We start from the raw sequence: 17320 nt of genomic DNA on the forward strand, positions 1-17320 counted from the left end.
CCATCATTTCAGAATCCCAGGTCGTTTAGCTCAGCTGGGAGAGCACCTCCCTTACAAGGAGGGGGTCACTGGTTCGATCCCAGTAACGACCACCATATTCGCAATCAAGGCTGAGATATCAGCTGAGATTGCAGAGAAAGTCCCCACTCAGATGGGGATTTTTTTTGCCTGAAATTCAGTGAACAGCACTTTCTATTGTTCGATCTCTTAACCTGTCCCGTCAGCTCCCGCCTTATCCAAGCGCCCTTTTCCATTCCCGCTCTTGGTCTGCTGATGTCTGCTCATCTTATTGCAGCTCCTTGATCGTCGCCTCTGGCGAGCGGCAATAAAAAGGGCAGGCCAAGGCCTGCCCGCAAAGATGCGCAAGGTGCTACATGATCCCGCGGATCAGGATCCCGCTGATCAGCAGCGGCGCCACCACGCGCCAGCACCAGAGCAGCGCCAGACGCAGGGCGGGTGACAGGCCTACAGGGAGAATGGCATCACCCAGGCGCCAGCCCAGCAGCAGGGTCAGTACCAGACCAAACAGCGGCATCATCAGGTTGGAGGTCAGATAGTCGAGCAGCTCGAAGATGGTCTTGCCAAACAGGGTCAGATTGCTCCATGGGCCGAACGACAGGCTCACCGGAATGCCGGAGGCCATGATAAGCAGGGTCAGTACCCGGCAGGCGCCACGACGCGACCAACCCCACTCCTCGGTGGTGAAGCGCACCAGATGCTCCAGCATGGAGATGGAGGAGGAGAGAGCGGCGACCAGCAGCAACAGGAAGAAGACCACCCCCAGCCCCTGACCGAACGGCAGATGGCTGAAGACGGCAGGCATGGTCATAAAGGTGAGACCCGGCCCGGCAGTGGGATCGATGCCGGTGGAGGCCAGCGCCGGGAAGATCATCAAGCCCGCCAGCACCGAGATAAGGCTTGCCAGAGTGACCACCCAAACCCCGGAGCGCAGCACCCCTTCGCTATTGGGCAGGTAGGCGCCATAGGTAGTGTGTACCCCGAGCCCGATGGAGAGGGAGAAAAAGGCCAGCCCCAGCGCGTCCAGCACGCTCTGGCCGGTCAGCATGGAGAAGTCCGGCAGCAACAGCTGGCGCACACCCGCCATGGAGCCCGGCATGGAGAGACCGACCCCCACCAGCAGCAACATCATGATGAAGAGTGCGGGCATCATCCAGCGCAGTGCCCGCTCCACTCCTTTCTGAATACCTCCCTGCACGAACCACCAGGTTAGCCCGGCAAACACCAGATGGGTCAGCACCGGCCACCAGGGGTTGCTGACATAGCCGTTGAACAGGGTGGTAAGGGCGCTTCCTTCGTTCAGGTTGAGCTTGCCAGCCATCGCCAGCGCGGCGTAACCCACGGTCCAGCCACCGACCACGCTGTAGAAGCTGTAGATAAAGAAGCCGCAGGCGATCCCCATATACCCCATCCAGCGCCAGTTCGGCCCTACCAGTTTGCGAAAAGCGCCGAGCACCCCGCGCTGGCTATGGCTGCCGAGCAGGGTTTCGCCGACCTGTACCGCTACCCCCAGGGTGAAGCTGAACAGCAGAAACACCAGCAGAAAGGCGCCACCGCCATTTGTGGCGGTCACATAGGGAAACTTCCAGATGGCACCAAGGCCAATCGCTGTGCCTGCTGCGGCCAGCACATGACCGAGACGGGAAGACCACTGAACCTGGCTCATACAACCTCCGGGTAACACGACATCGAAGCAATACTCCTCTGTAGCAATAAACGACAGACCATAAAAAAGGCCGCCTGAGGCGACCTTTGCAATGAACATTCAGAAAAACTGTGCGTGCAAGGTCACCTCTCTTGCGAGCTAAAAAATCGACCAAACAGCACGAGGATGGCAGACATGAGGTGACAACCTGACTAATGAATGAGGAAACAGCCTAAACCATGGAAAGAATAATTGACACATAAAATAAAAAATTTTTTATGTGTGCCGCTGTCACCACTCTGACTGTATGTACAACTCAATCGGCGAGCGCGTTACTGGCCTTATCTTTTCTACCTTGTGGCTATTTACTGGGCGATAATCGACGTAGCTTCTTCTGGAACTAGTGACCGCTACATGGCGCTGACGGGAACAACGATGAGACAGGATGTCGTATGAGATGGATGGTGCTGCCCTGGTTACTGATCAGCCTGAGTGTGTCGGCGCAGCCCGGATTAACCCTGCTGAGTCACGACTTACCCCCCTTTACCGAATACCGCGACGGCAAGCTCGACGGATTTGCCATTCGCCTGATCGATGAGGTGCAGGAGGAGCTTGGCACCCGCTATCCGGTGCGGATTTACCCGCTCAAGCGGGCGCTGGCGCTGGCACGGGTCGAGCCCAGCTATGGACTGTTCGTGGTACAGCGGCTCCCGGAACGGGAGTCCCATTTCAAATGGGTTGGCCCGCTCTTTATCAATCGGGTCTTTATCTATCAGGCGCCGGATAGTCGCCACCCGCTGACCTCGCTGGCGCAGCTGCGGGAGCTGCCCAGAGTGGGGGTAGTGCTGGGTAACGCCGATGATGTGCGGCTGACCCATGAGGGCTACACCAATCTGGTGCGCTACAAGACGGTCGGGGAGGCGATAGAGCGGCTGATGCTGGGCAAGATCGATGCCTTGCCGATGGCGGAGCTGGTGATGGAGGCCACCCTCGACAAGATGGGGTTATCCCGGCGCAGCATCGTCAGCAGTGGCGTGCTGCTCCATCAGGCCGGTCTCTATATCGTCTTCTCCAAGGGAACGGAGGATGCCGAGATCACCCGCTGGCAGCATGCCCTGGATGCCGTCAGAGCCGCACAGGGGCGGGCCGATGAGCCCACCCGCGAAGAGTAACCGTCACACCAGACCGCGAATCAAGATCCCGCCGATCAGCAAGGGGGCAATCCAGCGCCAGCAGTTCATCAGCAGGTGATGCCAGTGGCTGGCAATCCCCTGCGGCAGCGCCTTGCGTCCCAGCTTCCAGCCCAGCAGCAGTGTCAGCATCAGGCCGAACAGCGGCATCATCAGGTTGGAGGTGACAAAGTCCAGCAACTCGAAAATGGTTTTGCCAAACAGGGTGGCGTGTTGCAGCGGGCCAAACGACAGGCTGACCGGAACACCGCTAAACATGACGAATCCAGTGATGGCGCTGCAGGCCGTGCGGCGTGACCAGCCCCAGGTCTCGCACAGAAAGCACTGCAAATGCTCCAGCAGGGAGATGGCCGAGGAGAGCGCCGCAAAGACCAGCAGGGCGAAGAAGATCACCTCAAGCACCTGACCGAAGGGCAGCAGCTGAAATACCGCCGGCATGGTCATAAAGGTGAGACCGGGGCCGGAGGCCGGGTCGATACCGGTCGAGGCCAGCACCGGGAAAATCATCAGCCCCGCCAGTACCGCTACCATGCTGGCCAGCAGCACCACCCAGAGGCTGGAGCGACCAACCCCTTCGCTGGTCGGCAGATAGGCGCCGTAGGTGGTGTGAATGCCCAGACCGATGGAGAGGGAGAAGAAGGCCAGCCCCATGGCATCGAGCACGCCGGATATCCCCAGCTTGCTGAAGTCGGGCATCAGGAAGTGACGTACTCCCGCCATCGCATTGGGCAGGGTGAGGCCAAAGGCGACCAGCATCAGGATCATCAGGAACAGGGCCGGCATCATCCAGCGCAAGGTGCGCTCCACCCCTTTCTGAATGCCTCCTTGCACCACCATCCAGGTGAGGGCGGCAAACAGCAGATGGGTGAGAATGGGCCAGACGTCGCCGCTGACATAGTCATTGAAGCGGGCGGTGAGGGCTGCTGCATCACCATGGTTGAGATCGCCGGAGATGGCCATGCCGGTATAACCCAGGGTCCAGCCGCCCACCACGCTGTAGAAGCAGTAGATGAGCAGAGTAGAGATCACCCCCATTACCCCAACCCAGCGCCACTGTTTGCCGAGCAGATCGGAGAAGGCACCGACTACCCCGCGGCGACTCATGCTGCCGAGCAGGGTCTCCCCCATCAGTACCGCAACCCCCAGGGTGAAGCTGAACAGCAGAAAGACCAGCAGGAAGGCGCCGCCGCCGTTGACGGCGGTGACATAGGGGAATTTCCAGATTGCGCCGATACCGACCGCGGAACCCGCTGCGGCGAGGATGTAGCCGAGCCGGGATGACCATTGGGACTGCTTCATAAGAACTCCAATCGAGCGCCCCTTGGCAGGGGCAGAATGGCGCTCATGTTACGGAGGTAACGGCGCAATCACTACGACGGTTATCAGGTATAAATGCGATTTATTGGCACGATTGGCTAATTTAATTCTGTTTTTTGCCCAATCCTTCCACCAAATAAAAACCGGAGCGAGATTGCTCCGGTTTGGTCTCTGACAACTGCTCGTCGGCGGACTAGATCACCCCCAGCTCCCGCAGCCGCTCCATCAGGTAGCTGTGGGCGGTATGACGCTCGGAGAGCACCACATCCGGGCGCGGGTGGAGGAACAGCGGCAGCGAGATGCGTGACTTGGCTGCGCTGCCACCGGTCGGGTTGATGACGCGGTGAGTGGTGGAAGGGTAGTAGCCGCGAGAGGCCTCCTGCAGCATGTCACCGATGTTGATGATGAGGGTGCCAAAGTCGCACGGCACGTCCATCCACTCGCCGTCGGAACCCTTCACCTGCAGCCCTGGCTCGTTGGCGGCGGGCAGAATGGTGAGCAGGTTGATATCCTCGTGGGCGGCTGCGCGGATGGCGCCCGGCTCCTCGGTACCATCGAACGGCGGATAGTGCAGCACCCGCAGCAGGGTCTTCTGGCTCTCTTCGATCATCGAGGAGAGGGGGCAGCTGTAGTGAGCGGCGATATCGGCCGGGGTGTACTGCTCGACCCAGCCCAGCAGCTCGGCGGCCAGACCGTTGGCCAGACGATAGTACTCCATCGCCTGCTCCTTCAGTTCTTCCGGCATCTGGCCCCAGGGGTAGATGTGGAAGTACTCCTTGATATCTTTCTGGCTATGGCCCTTGGCCACCTCGGAGACCGACGGCGGGAAGTAGCCATCCTGAGTCTCGCGGTTGAACAGGAAATCCTGCTTCTGCTCGCTCATGAAGAAGCGATACCAGTTGTCGTAGATGGACTGTACCAGCTCTTTCGGGATGGGGTGGTTGGTCAGCACGCCAAAGCCGGTGGTTCGCAGGGATTCGGTGAAGCGTTGGGCCGCATCGGGTGAGCGGTAATCGACGGTCAGGACTTTCATTGTTTTTATGTTACATGCCAGTTAAAAGTAGGCGCAGTTTACCCTGCCTTCCCCGGCAAGAAAAGGCTGCCAGAAGCCCGTCTACAACGGCTTGAAAATACTGATAAAAACATCATGATACGGCCCCCTCGCCCGGAGCTTGTCCCGGACGGGCCTCCTCTTCTAGAATGCCCCACCCCCTATGCTGTCGGAGCCCCCTCATGTCACCCAAGATCCTGTTGTTGACCCTTCCCTTCCTGCTCGCCGGGTGCAGTTCCCTCTCGGAGGAGGAGTGCCGTGCCATGAGCTGGTACAACCAGGGCTATCAGGACGGGGAGCAGGGCAAGACCCGAAGCGCCACCCGCGACTATCAGAAGACCTGCGGGGAGTACGGCCTCAAGGTGGATGAGGCGGAGTGGCAGCGCGGCTACGCCAAGGGACTGGAGCTCTATTGCATCCCCGAGCTTGCCTACAGCAAGGGACGGGAAGGGAGCGAATACCTGGGGGTCTGCCCCAACGACACCAGCTTCCTCACCCAGTTCGAGCGCGGCCGCAAGGAGTACCTGCTGGAGCAGCGCCTCGGCGAATTGCAGCAGGAGCTGGAACGCACCGAGCGGAGCATCCACCAGCTGGATCAGCAGATCCGGGGCGAGAGCGACAGCCGCCAGCGCGACTACTACCGTGCCCAGCGCGAGCGCGCCATCCGTCACTACGAAGGGGTGTACCGGGACTATAACCGGCTGCGCTTCCCGGATCGGGTGATCCAGTTCTCCTTCGGGAGCTGACAAAAAGGGGCCGACATGGCCCCTTTCTGTTTATGCCGCAGACTGTTTTTCCCCTCAGGCGGGCAGGACCCAGCGCTGCAACGCCAGGGCGATGCCATCCTCGTTGTGATCCGCGGTGACCCGGTCTGCATGGGCCTGGATCTGGGGCGCCGCATTGCCCATGGCCACCGCCAGCCCCACCTGCTCGAACATGCTGATGTCGTTGTTGTTGTCGCCAAAGGCCACCAGGTTCTCCATAGCGATCCCCTCGCTCGCCGCCCATTGGGCCAGCCGGTTGCCCTTGCTGCAACCTGGCTGCACCAGCTCCACCGCATAGGGGGCCGCCCAGTCACGGGTGAAGGGCAGTCTCTCCACCACCTCCCCGACGAAACGGTGCAACCGGCCGGGATCCTGGTTGAACAACTCCAGCTTCCAGATGGGGGACTGCAACCAAAGCTCGATATCCTCGGCGGGCAGCAGGGAGACCTTGAGGTGATCCGGCTGGGTTGCCGACCAGCGCCGCATCCGGCCCACGTGCTCCTCGCAGCCCAGGTAGCCGATGCCGTCCCCCAGGTGGAACAGCGCCCCCATCTGCTGGGCTTGCACCTCCTCCAGCAGGGCGGTGAGGGGCGCCACGGCCAGGGGATCCCCGGCGAGGATCCTCTCCTGCACCGGATCATAGAGGTAGGCGCCGTTGCTGCAGATGAGGGGGGTATCGAGGGCCAGTTCGTGGTGGAAGGGGCGCGCCGTCATGTAGTGGCGCCCCGTGACCAGCAGCACCTTGATGCCGTGGGCGCGGGCCTGCGCCAGGGCTGCCCGGGTGGCCGACGAGACCTTGTGATCCCGGGTCAGCAGGGTGCCATCCATATCGAGCGCGATGGCCTTGTACTCACTCATAGCTCCTCCAGCATCGAACAAATCCGCAAAGAGCCTTACCGTCCCAGACCCGGCGCCCCGATGCAAGTCTTGCCAGCGGCCGAAGCACCGAACTGTGATCCCTTCGTGGCTCAGGTGCAGTTGGCCAACTGTTGACGACGGTCGGCACGGCGGCGCAGCAGATAGAAACCGGCGGCACTGGCAAGGGAGCAGAGGGTGGCGAGATAGAAGGGCCACTCGGTACCGGCCAGCAGCACCAGACTGCCGAGCAGCACCGCCAGGATCTCGCTGCCCACGGCGAGGGCGCGGTAGAGCCCCATCGCCTGCCCCTGCTGCTCCGGGTGACTGCGGTTGGAGATCGCCACCGAGGTGGCCAGCTCCCCCAGACTCATGCCTATGCCAGCCGGAACGAAGGTGAGTGCCAGCCCCCACCAGTGCACGGGCAGGATAAAGAGCAGCATGCCGCTCGCCATCACCAGATGGCCGACGATGCCGAGAGAGCTGCCGCGCCAGTGGCGGGCGATGCGAGAGCCGAGCCAGGAGCCCGCCATCATGGGCAGGCTCACCAGCACCGCCGCCTGTGCCAGCTGGGCCGGATCCCAGGCCAGCCGCTCTACCAGCCAGATATTGAAGTAGGTGAAATAGAGCTGCACGGCGCCATAGCTGATCAGGGTGAGTACGAAATAGGGGAGCAGGGCCGGTTGCAGCAACAGCTGGCGGCTGGAGAAGGTCGCTGTCTGACGGGTGGCCGCCACCGGCGGACGATAGGGGATCAGCCAGTAGACCAGCAGCAGGTTGATCAGGGTCATTCCTACCGACAGCCAGGCGGCCAGACTGTAATCCCCCGAGATCACCGCGGCGTAGCCCCCGATCACCGGCCCCACTACCCAGCCCAGATTCATGCCGATATTGATCCAGGCGAAGCTGCGCGCCTTGTGCTCCTTGCCGGCGAGATCCGCCGCCATCGCCTGCACGATGGCGATGTTGCCGTTGCATAGCCCCTCCACAATCCGGCTGAGCAGCAACAGGGGGAGGGAGCGCCAGGCGATACCGAGTGCCATCAGGGCATAGCCTGCCAGTACCCCCGCCAGCGAGAGCAACAGCAGTGGCTTGCGGCCATAGCGGTCGGAGAGGCGCCCGAGCCAAGGGCTGCCCACCAGCTGGAACAGGGGGTAGAGCCCCATGATGACCCCCAGCCACACCTTGCGGCTCCAGTCAGAGGCATCCGGCGTCAGCATGCCGTGGGCCGGATCCAGCAGCAAAGGTGCCAACACCGGGGAGGGGAGACTGAAACCTGCAACTGCCAGCGTGACCGTCATGACCAGCACCCAGAGGGGATTTTTGTGCTCGTGTTTCTCCATGTTGCACCCATTAAATAAAGTTATTGGTTTATTTATGCTGATTCATAGACGGGATTAAGTAAAGTGAATTGTTGATTTAATAAAGGGGGTTCCCCATAATGGGGTCATGAACGCAAGTACCGACAAGATCCTGTTTCTGCTCAAGAGCCATGGCCCGCAGAGCGCCGCCGCGCTGGGGGAGCAGTTGCAGATGACCTCCATGGGCGCCCGCCAGCACCTGCTCACGCTCGAGCAGGAGGGGTGGGTCACATTCAGCGACGAGGCGCGCGGGCGCGGTCGTCCCGTGCGGCTGTGGCAGCTCACCGAGCAGGCCTGGCAGCGCTTCCCCGATAGCCATAGCGACCTGACCGTGCAGCTGATCGACAACGTGCGCGAGCTGTTTGGCGAGGAGGGGATGGAGCGGCTGATCTTGCAGCGAGAGCAGCAGATGCTTGCTCGCTATCAGGAGGCGCTGGGGTCCCATGGCCTCTCTGGCCGGCTGGCGGCGCTCAAGGAGCTGCGTACTCGCGAGGGCTACATGGCGGAGATCCGCCGCGAAGAGGATGGCTGCTGGCTGCTGTGGGAGAGCCACTGTCCCATCTGTGCGGCGGCGCGCACCTGCCGCGGTTTCTGTCGCAGCGAACTGGCGCTGTTTCGCCAGCTGCTGGCGCCGGCGACGGTGGAGCGGGAGCAATATCTGCTGGAGGGGGCGCATCGCTGCCTCTATCGCATCACGCCGCCCGCGCTCTGATTGCGTCAAACGCCCAAAAACAACAAAGCAGGCGCCGGGATGCCTGCTTTGTTGCCTTCGGGGAGGGGGTTCTCTCGTTCCAGCCCGTCGTTTCCCGATAAGGTAAGACGGCTGATGGGGCTCTTGACCCGATAAGGTCCTTCACCGCAGAGACCCGGTCAGGTATCTGCTTTGCCACCGGAAGATGTAACCATAGTATCCCTCCCGTGCCGGTGAGTGGTTGCAAAGTAACCACTTATTTCGGTTGTTTTTGCAATAGTTCACCCTTAATCTAGGAAAAGTGGATTAGTCATTGCAACGAGGAAGGGTAAATGCTGAAACTTGATCGCATAGACAGACATATTCTCGAGCTGATGCAGGAGAATGGCCGCATCAGCAATCTGGAACTGGCCGAGCTGGTCGGGCTCTCCCCGTCCCCCTGCTCCCGCCGGGTCAAGGCGCTGGAGGATGCCGGTCTCATCGACACCCACGTTACTCTGCTCAACGCCCGCCAGCTTGGCCTCACCCTCACCGCCTACATTCATATCTCCATGGACAGACACACGCCCGAGCGGTTCGAAAACTTCGATCGCGCCATCAGCGAACTGCCCGAAGTGCTGGAGTGTGATCTCATCACCGGTAACGATGCCGACTACCAGCTCAAGGTGGTGGTGCGCGACATGGAGCACTATCAGCACTTCCTGCTGGACAAGCTGACCCATATTCCGGGGGTGACCGGGGTGCGCTCCAGCTTCGTGCTGCGCCGCATCAAGCACAAGACGGCACTACCGCTCAACCATCTGGGGTGAGCCCGCGCAAGCCGCTTATATAAACAGAAAGAGGAGGCCAGTGGCCTCCTCTTTTGCTATTCGCTCTTGGTTATTCGGTAGTGGTTATCGGGTCTGGGTTAGCTGTCGCGGTGACGGGGCGACTGCTGTGGTCAGACGCTGACCTGGCTGATGTCTTCCACCTGCAGCAGCCAGCCGCTCTGCTCCTGCTGCGGTTCGCCGCTGACCCGCAGCCGCTCGCCGGTCGGCACCCACTGCCCCTCGGGCAGGGAGACCAGCAGGCTCTCGCTGCCGTTGTCGAACAGCCAGCGATCTTCGCCAAGCGATTCAATCAGATAACCTTCCATCTCCACTCTGGACTCGGCTTGCCAGGATGGCGCAACGGAATCACGGCTCTCGATGAAATCCCCCTGAACACCAAAACTGGCTAGCCCCCACAGAATGGAGAGCCCGACGATGGATGTTTGCATCTTGTCTCTCCTCTTTTGGAACTGTAGGGCCAGTATGGGAACAGAAAACTGAGCGCACCATGAACAAGGTGGCAAAGTGCTGGCGAGATCGCGAAAAAATCCGGCCAACTGGCCGGCAGTGTCATTTTATGGTGCCTGGATCACACTATTTGGCGGCTTCTTCTGCCATCCGTTCAGCTCTTGGCTTATTCGTCCACATGGCTACCCCGCGATGATCCCCACAGATCCCCTCTGCCACTACGGCGCGAACCCGGGTGCCATCTTTGCAAATGGCCTGCCAGGCGTCAGCATCATCGATGGCGAGCGAGTTGGGGGGCGGTGTGGTTTGGCAAGCCGTGAGCAGCAGAGCGCACAGGGGGAGCAATTTTTTCATGGCGGACTCCTTGGGGTAATGGGGGACTGAGAGGATGGGGATGACCTCTCTACTCCCCAGCATCAGTGATAACCGGTTAAGGGGCAAGGGGAGGCGCCACCGACAGGCGCAGGTGCCGTGCAGTCGGGGCTTGCCCTGTGCCCTCCTTGGGCCTAAGGTGGGGCCGTTTTACTGCCTGATTGAAGGAGCGTTTTCATGTCCACTCTCTATCCCCGCGTCGGGGTCGGCGTCATCCTGACCAACGCCCAAGGCCAGGTGCTGCTTGGTAAACGCAAAGGGAGCCATGCCCCCTACTGGTCGATCCCGGGTGGTCATCTGGAGTTGGGGGAGAGCTTCGAGTCGGCGGCGATCCGCGAGGTGGCCGAGGAGACGGGACTGGAGATCCAGGGGCCCGAGGTGGTGGCGGTGACCAACAATCTGGAGACATGGCGCGAGAGCGGGCTGCACTATATCTCGGTGACGCTGCACGCCCGGGCCGATGGTGAGCCGCAGCTGCTGGAGCCGGAGAAGTGCGAAGGCTGGGTCTGGTGCGATCCGCGCAAGTTGCCCGAGCCCCACTTCGATGCCAGCCGTCAGTCCATCGCCTGCTGGCTGGCGGGACGCTGCTACTTGCCGGGTGATGTGCCCATGGTGTCGGCCGAATCAGTCTGATTGTCATAAAACGATCATCGCGCTGTCATAATATCCCCTCTCCATCGGGAGAAGAGGGATGAGGGAGAAGAGCGTGGGGCAGGTATTTATTCAGTTTTTATGGCTGGGATGCATCAGCTTTGGTGGTCCGGCCGCTCATATCGGCTATTTCCAGCGCACCTTTGTACAGCGGCTCGGCTGGCTGACACAGGCCGAATTTGCCCGTTTGCTGGCGCTGTGCCAACTGCTGCCGGGGCCCGCCTCCAGTCAGCTTGGTTTCGCCATCGGTCGTCATCGCGCCGGTCTGGGCGGGGCGCTCTCTGCTTTTGTCGGCTTTACGCTGCCCTCATTTCTTCTGCTACTGGCGGCCGCGATCGGCATCGGCCAGCTGGGCAGCAATCTGTGGCTTGATGCGGCGCTGCACGGCCTCAAGCTGCTGGCGCTCATCGTGGTGGCCGATGCGGTGCTCACCATGAGTCGTCAGTTCTGTGCCACTGGAGTGACCCAAGGGATTATGGTGGCGACCGCTGCTGCACTCTGGTGGCAGCCCAGTCTGCTGACTCAACTGTTGATGCTGGCGGGAGCGGCGCTGATCTGCGCCCGCAGCCAGCGCGGGGCGGGCAGTGTGCCAGCCTCCGCCGAGCTGCCTTCTGCCGCCAGCAGTCAGCCTCATTGGCCGACCCTGCTGCTGTTTGGCATCCTTTTTATCGGCCTGCCGCTGCTCGATAGCCCGATTGGCCAGCTGGTTGCTGACTTCTATCGCGCCGGTAGTCTGGTGTTTGGCGGTGGCCATGTGGTGTTGCCGCTGCTGCAAGAGAGCGTGGGCCACACTCTCAACGAGCAGCAGTTTCTGACCGGTTACAGCCTGGCCCAGTTGGTGCCGGGTCCCATGTTTACCCTTGCCACCTATCTTGGCGCCCAGCTGCAGCCCGAGATGCCGATGATCGGGGGCCTGTTGGCGACCCTGGCGCTCTTTGTGCCCGGCTTTCTGCTGCTCTGGGCGGTGGGCCCCTGCTGGCAACAGTGGCTGGCCCGGCCCCGTCTGGCGGGGGCAGTCACCGGCATCAATGCTGCCGTGGTGGGCTTGTTGCTGGCGGCGCTCTATCAGCCGGTGTGGCAGAGTGCGGTGCTGGCGCCGACCGATCTGGCGCTGGCGGCCATCGGCTTTTATCTGCTGCGGGTGTTGAAGTTGCCGGTGCCGGCCATCGCGGCCCTGTTGGTGATGGCTGCTATCCTGCTGGCGTGAAGCCGGTGAAATCCCGATAAAAAACGGCGCCTCCATAACGGAGGCGCCGTTTTTATTGCAATGGGTCAGCCGCTTAAGCGTCGGGATCGAAATCCAGACTCAGGCTGTTGACGCAGTAGCGCTGGCCTGTCTCGGTCGGTCCGTCGGGGAAGACGTGACCGAGGTGAGAGCCGCACTGGCGGCAGGTGATCTCCACCCGCTTCATGCCGTGGCTGTTGTCTTCGGTGTACTCCACCGTCCCCTCGATGGCCTTGTCGAACGAGGGCCAGCCGCAGCCGGAATCAAACTTGGCTCCTGAGTGAAACAGCACGCTCTTGCAGCAGACACAGAGGTAGTCGCCGCTCTTGCGATTGTGGAGCAGGGCGCCGCTGTAGGGGCGCTCGGTGCCCTTCTCCCAGCAGACGTGAAACTGCTCGGGGGTCAGTTTGCTGCGCCACTGTTCCGGATTGTTACTGCTCATACCGACTCCTTGCCATCCATACCGGAGCCCAGCATAGCGGCTCCGTAAAGCTGACTCCAGCATGCCTCTTATGCTTTGCCTGTATCTGTGATCGAGGTGGCAACCATCTCCCCACCGGATGCAGGGAGAATTTCCTGCTGCGGTGGCTGGGCATCCTCCGCCGTGCTGGCCAGCGCCACCCGCTCCAGCAGTTTGAGGGAGTGGGTCCGGCCGACCGCCACCTGCCGTTTGATGTCATCGGGCAGGAAGGGCAGCCCATCGTTAGTGGCGGTGTCGATGGTCTGGATCCACTCCAGCCCTTCCCCCGGCGGGGGCAGGCGGAACTGGATATCGTAGTCGCTGGCGTTGAACAGCACGTACCAGCGCTCGCCGACACAGTTGATCATGCCGATATCCATGGCGAACGCCTGCCCCATGGGGGCGTGCCAATCCTGATCGGTGAGCTGGTGGCCGTCCGGGTGATACCAGTTGACCTGATGGCAGCTGGACGGGGTGCCATTCCAGCTGTCGTCGCTCAGTTGCAGGTTGGAGAAGACGCACGACTCCGCCCGCAGCGCCATCATCTGCTGGGTGAAGGCGAACAGCCGTTCATCCTCCGGTCGCCACTGCCAGTTGACCCAGCTGATCTGGTTGTCCTGACAGTAGGCGTTGTTGTTGCCAAGCTGGCTGCGGCCCATCTCGTCCCCGGCGAGGAAGTGCGGGGTCCCTTGCGACAGCAGCAGGGTGGCAATCAGATTGCGCTTCTGCTGCTGGCGCAGGCTGTTGACCCGCGGATCCAGGGTTGGCCCCTCAACCCCGTGGTTATAGGAGAGGTTGTTGCCGTGACCATCCCGATTGTCTTCACCGTTGGCCTGATTGTGGCGCTGGTTGTAGGAGACCAGATCCTCCAGGGTGAAACCGTCGTGATAGCAGAGGTAGTTGACGCTGGTGTGGGGGGAGCGCCAGTTCTTCGGGAAGATATCCCGCGAACCCACCAGACGGGTGGCGAAGTCCCCCATCTTGCCCGCATCACCGCGCCAGAAGGCGCGCACCGTGTCGCGGTAGCGGTCGTTGATCTCCTGCCACTGGCTCGGGAATTGACCCAGCCGGTAGCCGAAGGGGCCGATATCCCAGGGTTCGGCGATGAGCTTGACCTGTGACAGCACAGGGTCGGCCATCACGGCCTTGAAGAAGGCGCCCATGGGCTCGAACTCCCCCGCTTCCCGCGCCAGCGTCACCGCCAGATCGAAACGGAAGCCATCCACCTGCATCTCGGTGACCCAGTAGCGCAGGGCATCGAGCACCAGTCGCAGGGTGTTGGGGTGATCCAGATTGACGCTGTTGCCACAGCCGGTCACGTTGGCGTGACGGGTGTAGTCCGGGCCGTGGGGGCCCGCTTCGAAGGCGTAGTAACCGGCGTTGTCAAAGCCCTTGAACGAGAGGGTAGGGCCGTCGAAGCCCGAGGCGGCAGTGTGGTTGTAGACCACATCCAGAATCACCTCGAGCCCGGCCCGGTGCAGCTCGCGCACCATGGTCTTGAACTCGGTCACCGCCTCGTCGGCCCTGGTGCTGTAGCGCGGCTCCGGGGCGAAGAAGGCGATGGGGTTGTAGCCCCAGTAGTTGGTCAGTCCCAACTGCTCCAGTCGAGGTTCCGACATGAAGGCGGCCACCGGCATCAGCTGCACCGAGGTGATGCCGAGACTCTTCATATGCTCGATAACCAGCGGGTGACAGATGCCAAGGTAGGTGCCCTGCAGCGCTTTGGGGATCCCCGGATGCTGCTTGGTAAAGCCCTTGACGTGGGTCTCGTAGATAATGGTGCGGGCCGGGCTGATCCCGGGTTTGCCAACCCCTTGCCAGTCAAAGCTGTCATCCACTACCACCGACTTGGCAATCATACCGGCGCTGTCACCCTGATAGAGGGCTTCATCCCAGTAGGTGGGACGGCTGAGCGCCCTGGCGTAGGGGTCGATCAGCAGTTTTTGCGGATCGAACAGCATCCCCTCCTGCGGGGTACCATAGACCCGATAGCCGTAGCGCTGACCGGCCTTTACGCCGCGCACGTAGCCAAAGCGATACTGGCCACGGCGGCCGGGCAACTCCAGCCGCATCAGCTCCTGCTCCTGCTCGTCGTACAGGCAGATCTCCACCTTGTCCGACTGGGGGGCCCAGACGCAGAAGTGGCAACCGTTCTCGTCAAGGCGGGCCCCCAGCGGGTGGCCCACCCCTTTTTCCATTACAAGCATCAAGACTCCTGTTTGATAAACAAGGTCGCCAGCGGCGGCAGATCCAGCACTATGCTGTGCGCCATCCCCTGCCAGGGGGTCGGCTCGGCAGCGAACACCAGACCTACATCATAGTTACTGCCCCAGTAATACTCGCTGTCGGTGTTGAGCATCACCCGATAGTGGCCCTCAGCTGGGACGCCGATCCGATATTCGAGACGGGGCACCGGGGTGAAGTTGCAAGCCACCACAATAGCCTGCTTGCCCTCTTTGTCCGCCCGCAGCCAGGCAAAGATGCTGTTGTCGGCATCGTTGTGATCCAGCCAGCGGAAGCCGGTCTGCTCATAATCGGCCTGATACAAGGCAGGCTCATGACGGTAGAGGTGGTTGAGATCGTGGATCAGCCGCTGCTGACCGGCATGCTTGGGATATTGCAGCAGATGCCATGGCAGCTGGGCATCGTGGTTCCACTCGTTGCTCTGGGCGATTTCGGTGCCCATGAAGTTGAGCTTCTTGCCCGGGTGGGCGTACATGAAGCCCATGTAGGCCCGCAGGTTGGCGGCTTGCTGCCACTCGTCGCCCGGCATCTTGTAGAGCATGGAGTGCTTGCCGTGCACCACCTCGTCGTGGGAGAGCGACAGGATGAAGTTCTCGTCATAGTGGTAAACCATGGAGAAGGTCATGTCGTTGTGGTGGTAGCGACGGTGGATCGGCTCTTTCTGCATATAGGTGAGGGTGTCGTGCATCCAGCCCATGTTCCACTTGAAGCCAAAGCCGAGGCCGCCGAGGAAGGTGGGGCGGGAGACACCGGCAAAGGCGGTGGACTCTTCGGCTATGGTCATGGCGTGGGGATACTTGCCATAGACCTCCTCGTTGGTCCACTTGAGCAGGCTGATCGCCTCGTAGTTGTGGTTGCCGCCATCGACGTTCGGTACCCACTCACCGGCGTTGCGGGAGTAATCCAGATAGAGCATGGAGGCGACCGCATCCACCCGCAGGCCGTCGATGTGGAACTTGTCGAGCCAGAACAGGGCGCTCGCCACCAGGAACTGGCGCACTGTGTTGCGGCCAAAGTCGTAGATGTAGGAGTTCCAGTCCGGGTGCCAGCCACGGCGCGGATCCTCGTACTCGTAGAGCGGGGTGCCATCGAAGCGGGCCAGGCCGTGGGCATCGGACGGGAAGTGGGCGGGTACCCAGTCCAGAATGATGCCGATGCCGGCCTGGTGGCACTGGTCGACGAAGTATTTGAAATCATCTGCGGTGCCGTAGCGGCTGGTGGGGGAGAACATGCCCACCGGCTGGTAGCCCCAGGAGCCGCTGAAGGGGTGCTCGGAGACCGGCAGCAGCTCGATGTGGGTGTACTCCATCTCCTTGACGTAGGCGACCAGCTCCACTGCCAGCTCGCGCCAGCTCAGGCTGTCGCCGTTGGGGTGGCGCTTCCAGGAGCCGACGTGCAGCTCATAGATGGAGAGCGGCTGCTCGCGTTTGTCGTTGTGCTGGCTGGCAATCCACTCGGCATCCTGCCACTGGTACTGGGCGTGGTCATAGACCACGGAGGCGAACGACGGATACTGCTCGCAGTAGAAACCGACCGGATCGCTCTTGTGGGGCAGCCGGTTGCCCATGGGATCCTTGAGCTCGAACTTGTAGCGATCCCCCGCCTTGAGGCCCGGCACAAACAGCACCCAGTGACCGCAGAGGCTGCGCTGCATCGGGTGGCGGCGGCCATCCCAGAAGTTGAAATCGCCGATGAGGCTCACGGCGGTGGCGCTCGGTGCATAGACCGCAAAACGCACCCCTTCCACCTGCTGGCCAAGATGCTCCACGGTGCGCAGCTGGGCGCCAAGGGTGTGGTAGAGGTTTTCCGGCTGGGCGGTCAGTTCGGCCAGGCCTGCCCAGGCGGCATCCTGAAACTGATAGGGGTCGATGACCTCGGTGGTGGCATCTTGGTAGCTGGCGATCAGCTGATAGGGGAAGGAGTTTTTGCGGCGGGTGAAAACAGTTTCAAAAAGACCCGATTCATCGGTGGGCGCCAGGGTGGCAACGACTTTGCCCGACTTGAGATCCTTGACGCGGACTTCGAGGGCATCAGGCAACCAGGCGGTCAGTTTGAGGCCGGGCCCATCCGGATTGGCCTGCAGGCCTAAGTGAGAGAAGGGATCGGAACAGCGGGCAGCAACCAAACGTTCAACGAGCATCGAGATTTCCTTTCATGACAGAGCATCCACTCCGGCCGAAGCCGGAGTGGATTTAGGTG

The 17320-nt window shown here is 61.5% G+C and carries 16 protein-coding genes and 1 tRNA gene; 7 read left to right on the forward strand and 10 right to left on the reverse strand.

Annotated elements, in window-relative coordinates; translation table 11 throughout:
- Positions 1 to 19 precede the first annotated feature (19 nt).
- Positions 20 to 95 (forward strand) — tRNA-Val (locus AB5Y90_RS00020).
- Positions 96 to 370: 275 nt separating this feature from the next.
- On the opposite strand, the gene AB5Y90_RS00025 is transcribed toward AB5Y90_RS00020, so the two are convergent.
- Entirely contained in the window at positions 371 to 1684 is a 1314-nt protein-coding gene (locus tag AB5Y90_RS00025; RefSeq protein ID WP_368166371.1) for a sodium-dependent transporter, read from the reverse strand.
- A 431-nt stretch (positions 1685 to 2115) separates the two neighbouring features.
- Here AB5Y90_RS00025 and AB5Y90_RS00030 point away from each other — a divergent pair, with 431 nt between their 5' ends.
- Complete coding sequence (locus AB5Y90_RS00030) at positions 2116 to 2835, forward strand: substrate-binding periplasmic protein (RefSeq protein ID WP_368166372.1); 720 nt, start codon at positions 2116 to 2118, stop codon at positions 2833 to 2835.
- Between the two features lie 3 nt (positions 2836 to 2838).
- Here the strand turns inward: AB5Y90_RS00030 and AB5Y90_RS00035 are convergent, their stop codons facing one another.
- Entirely contained in the window at positions 2839 to 4152 is a 1314-nt protein-coding gene (locus tag AB5Y90_RS00035) for a sodium-dependent transporter (protein ID WP_368166373.1), read from the reverse strand.
- Between the two features lie 211 nt (positions 4153 to 4363).
- Positions 4364 to 5203: an isopenicillin N synthase family oxygenase gene (locus AB5Y90_RS00040; RefSeq protein ID WP_076492465.1), complete on the reverse strand. Its 840-nt coding sequence runs from the start codon at positions 5201 to 5203 to the stop codon at positions 4364 to 4366.
- A gap of 200 nt (positions 5204 to 5403) precedes the next feature.
- Here AB5Y90_RS00040 and AB5Y90_RS00045 point away from each other — a divergent pair, with 200 nt between their 5' ends.
- A complete protein-coding gene (locus tag AB5Y90_RS00045; RefSeq protein WP_010672898.1) occupies positions 5404 to 5967 on the forward strand; it encodes a DUF2799 domain-containing protein in 564 nt (187 codons plus the stop codon).
- Positions 5968 to 6021: 54 nt separating this feature from the next.
- On the opposite strand, the gene AB5Y90_RS00050 is transcribed toward AB5Y90_RS00045, so the two are convergent.
- Entirely contained in the window at positions 6022 to 6843 is an 822-nt protein-coding gene (locus AB5Y90_RS00050) for a Cof-type HAD-IIB family hydrolase (RefSeq protein WP_368166374.1), read from the reverse strand.
- A gap of 110 nt (positions 6844 to 6953) precedes the next feature.
- Positions 6954 to 8183, reverse strand: coding sequence for an MFS transporter (locus tag AB5Y90_RS00055; protein WP_368166375.1), 1230 nt, complete (start codon positions 8181 to 8183; stop codon positions 6954 to 6956).
- A 106-nt stretch (positions 8184 to 8289) separates the two neighbouring features.
- Between AB5Y90_RS00055 and AB5Y90_RS00060 the strand changes: the two genes are divergently transcribed.
- Entirely contained in the window at positions 8290 to 8913 is a 624-nt protein-coding gene (locus tag AB5Y90_RS00060) for a metalloregulator ArsR/SmtB family transcription factor (protein WP_160882252.1), read from the forward strand.
- Between the two features lie 311 nt (positions 8914 to 9224).
- Entirely contained in the window at positions 9225 to 9701 is a 477-nt protein-coding gene (locus AB5Y90_RS00065) for an Lrp/AsnC family transcriptional regulator (RefSeq protein ID WP_005304871.1), read from the forward strand.
- A gap of 131 nt (positions 9702 to 9832) precedes the next feature.
- Here the strand turns inward: AB5Y90_RS00065 and AB5Y90_RS00070 are convergent, their stop codons facing one another.
- Together AB5Y90_RS00070 and AB5Y90_RS00075 are read right to left on the reverse strand one after the other, a co-directional pair.
- Complete coding sequence (locus AB5Y90_RS00070; protein ID WP_005343224.1) at positions 9833 to 10150, reverse strand: hypothetical protein; 318 nt, start codon at positions 10148 to 10150, stop codon at positions 9833 to 9835.
- Positions 10151 to 10295: 145 nt separating this feature from the next.
- Positions 10296 to 10523, reverse strand: a complete 228-nt coding sequence (locus AB5Y90_RS00075; RefSeq protein ID WP_005335715.1) for a hypothetical protein — start codon at positions 10521 to 10523, stop codon at positions 10296 to 10298.
- 195 nt (positions 10524 to 10718) lie between these two features.
- On the opposite strand from AB5Y90_RS00075, the gene AB5Y90_RS00080 reads away from it, so the two are divergent.
- The gene (locus tag AB5Y90_RS00080) at positions 10719 to 11174 is read left to right on the forward strand and encodes an NUDIX hydrolase (RefSeq protein ID WP_368166376.1); all 456 of its coding nucleotides are present in this window, start codon (positions 10719 to 10721) and stop codon (positions 11172 to 11174) included.
- 58 nt (positions 11175 to 11232) lie between these two features.
- Positions 11233 to 12399: a chromate efflux transporter gene (chrA, locus tag AB5Y90_RS00085; protein WP_368166377.1), complete on the forward strand. Its 1167-nt coding sequence runs from the start codon at positions 11233 to 11235 to the stop codon at positions 12397 to 12399.
- Positions 12400 to 12472: 73 nt separating this feature from the next.
- Here chrA and msrB read toward each other — a convergent pair whose 3' ends face one another.
- The 3 genes from msrB to glgB form a co-directional block, all read right to left on the reverse strand.
- The gene (msrB, locus tag AB5Y90_RS00090) at positions 12473 to 12859 is read right to left on the reverse strand and encodes a peptide-methionine (R)-S-oxide reductase MsrB (RefSeq protein ID WP_005354730.1); all 387 of its coding nucleotides are present in this window, start codon (positions 12857 to 12859) and stop codon (positions 12473 to 12475) included.
- Between the two features lie 68 nt (positions 12860 to 12927).
- Positions 12928 to 15084 (reverse strand): glycogen debranching protein GlgX, encoded by a 2157-nt coding sequence (gene glgX / locus AB5Y90_RS00095; RefSeq protein ID WP_201990076.1) that lies wholly within the window; start codon positions 15082 to 15084, stop codon positions 12928 to 12930.
- Positions 15084 to 17261 carry a 1,4-alpha-glucan branching protein GlgB gene (gene glgB / locus AB5Y90_RS00100; RefSeq protein WP_368166378.1) on the reverse strand — a complete coding sequence of 726 codons (2178 nt, stop codon included), beginning with the start codon at positions 17259 to 17261 and terminating at the stop codon, positions 15084 to 15086. Before glgB ends, glgX begins: the two co-directional genes overlap by 1 nt.
- Positions 17262 to 17320: the final 59 nt, after the last annotated feature.

This window comes from Aeromonas sp. R4-1, assembly GCF_040908325.1.
GTDB lineage: Bacteria > Pseudomonadota > Gammaproteobacteria > Enterobacterales > Aeromonadaceae > Aeromonas > Aeromonas veronii.

What these genes read in the sequence shown, in the direction of transcription:
- AB5Y90_RS00025 (WP_368166371.1), bottom strand. Translation starts at nt 1,684, where the DNA reads ATGAGCCAGGTTCAGTGGTCTTCCCGTCTCGGTCATGTGCTGGCCGCA.
- AB5Y90_RS00030 (WP_368166372.1), top strand. Translation starts at nt 2,116, where the DNA reads ATGAGATGGATGGTGCTGCCCTGGTTACTGATCAGCCTGAGTGTGTCG.
- AB5Y90_RS00035 (WP_368166373.1), bottom strand. Translation starts at nt 4,152, where the DNA reads ATGAAGCAGTCCCAATGGTCATCCCGGCTCGGCTACATCCTCGCCGCA.
- AB5Y90_RS00040 (WP_076492465.1), bottom strand. Translation starts at nt 5,203, where the DNA reads ATGAAAGTCCTGACCGTCGATTACCGCTCACCCGATGCGGCCCAACGC.
- AB5Y90_RS00045 (WP_010672898.1), top strand. Translation starts at nt 5,404, where the DNA reads ATGTCACCCAAGATCCTGTTGTTGACCCTTCCCTTCCTGCTCGCCGGG.
- AB5Y90_RS00050 (WP_368166374.1), bottom strand. Translation starts at nt 6,843, where the DNA reads ATGAGTGAGTACAAGGCCATCGCGCTCGATATGGATGGCACCCTGCTG.
- AB5Y90_RS00055 (WP_368166375.1), bottom strand. Translation starts at nt 8,183, where the DNA reads ATGGAGAAACACGAGCACAAAAATCCCCTCTGGGTGCTGGTCATGACG.
- AB5Y90_RS00060 (WP_160882252.1), top strand. Translation starts at nt 8,290, where the DNA reads ATGAACGCAAGTACCGACAAGATCCTGTTTCTGCTCAAGAGCCATGGC.
- AB5Y90_RS00065 (WP_005304871.1), top strand. Translation starts at nt 9,225, where the DNA reads ATGCTGAAACTTGATCGCATAGACAGACATATTCTCGAGCTGATGCAG.
- AB5Y90_RS00070 (WP_005343224.1), bottom strand. Translation starts at nt 10,150, where the DNA reads ATGCAAACATCCATCGTCGGGCTCTCCATTCTGTGGGGGCTAGCCAGT.
- AB5Y90_RS00075 (WP_005335715.1), bottom strand. Translation starts at nt 10,523, where the DNA reads ATGAAAAAATTGCTCCCCCTGTGCGCTCTGCTGCTCACGGCTTGCCAA.
- AB5Y90_RS00080 (WP_368166376.1), top strand. Translation starts at nt 10,719, where the DNA reads ATGTCCACTCTCTATCCCCGCGTCGGGGTCGGCGTCATCCTGACCAAC.
- chrA (WP_368166377.1), top strand. Translation starts at nt 11,233, where the DNA reads ATGAGGGAGAAGAGCGTGGGGCAGGTATTTATTCAGTTTTTATGGCTG.
- msrB (WP_005354730.1), bottom strand. Translation starts at nt 12,859, where the DNA reads ATGAGCAGTAACAATCCGGAACAGTGGCGCAGCAAACTGACCCCCGAG.
- glgX (WP_201990076.1), bottom strand. Translation starts at nt 15,084, where the DNA reads ATGCTTGTAATGGAAAAAGGGGTGGGCCACCCGCTGGGGGCCCGCCTT.
- glgB (WP_368166378.1), bottom strand. Translation starts at nt 17,261, where the DNA reads ATGCTCGTTGAACGTTTGGTTGCTGCCCGCTGTTCCGATCCCTTCTCT.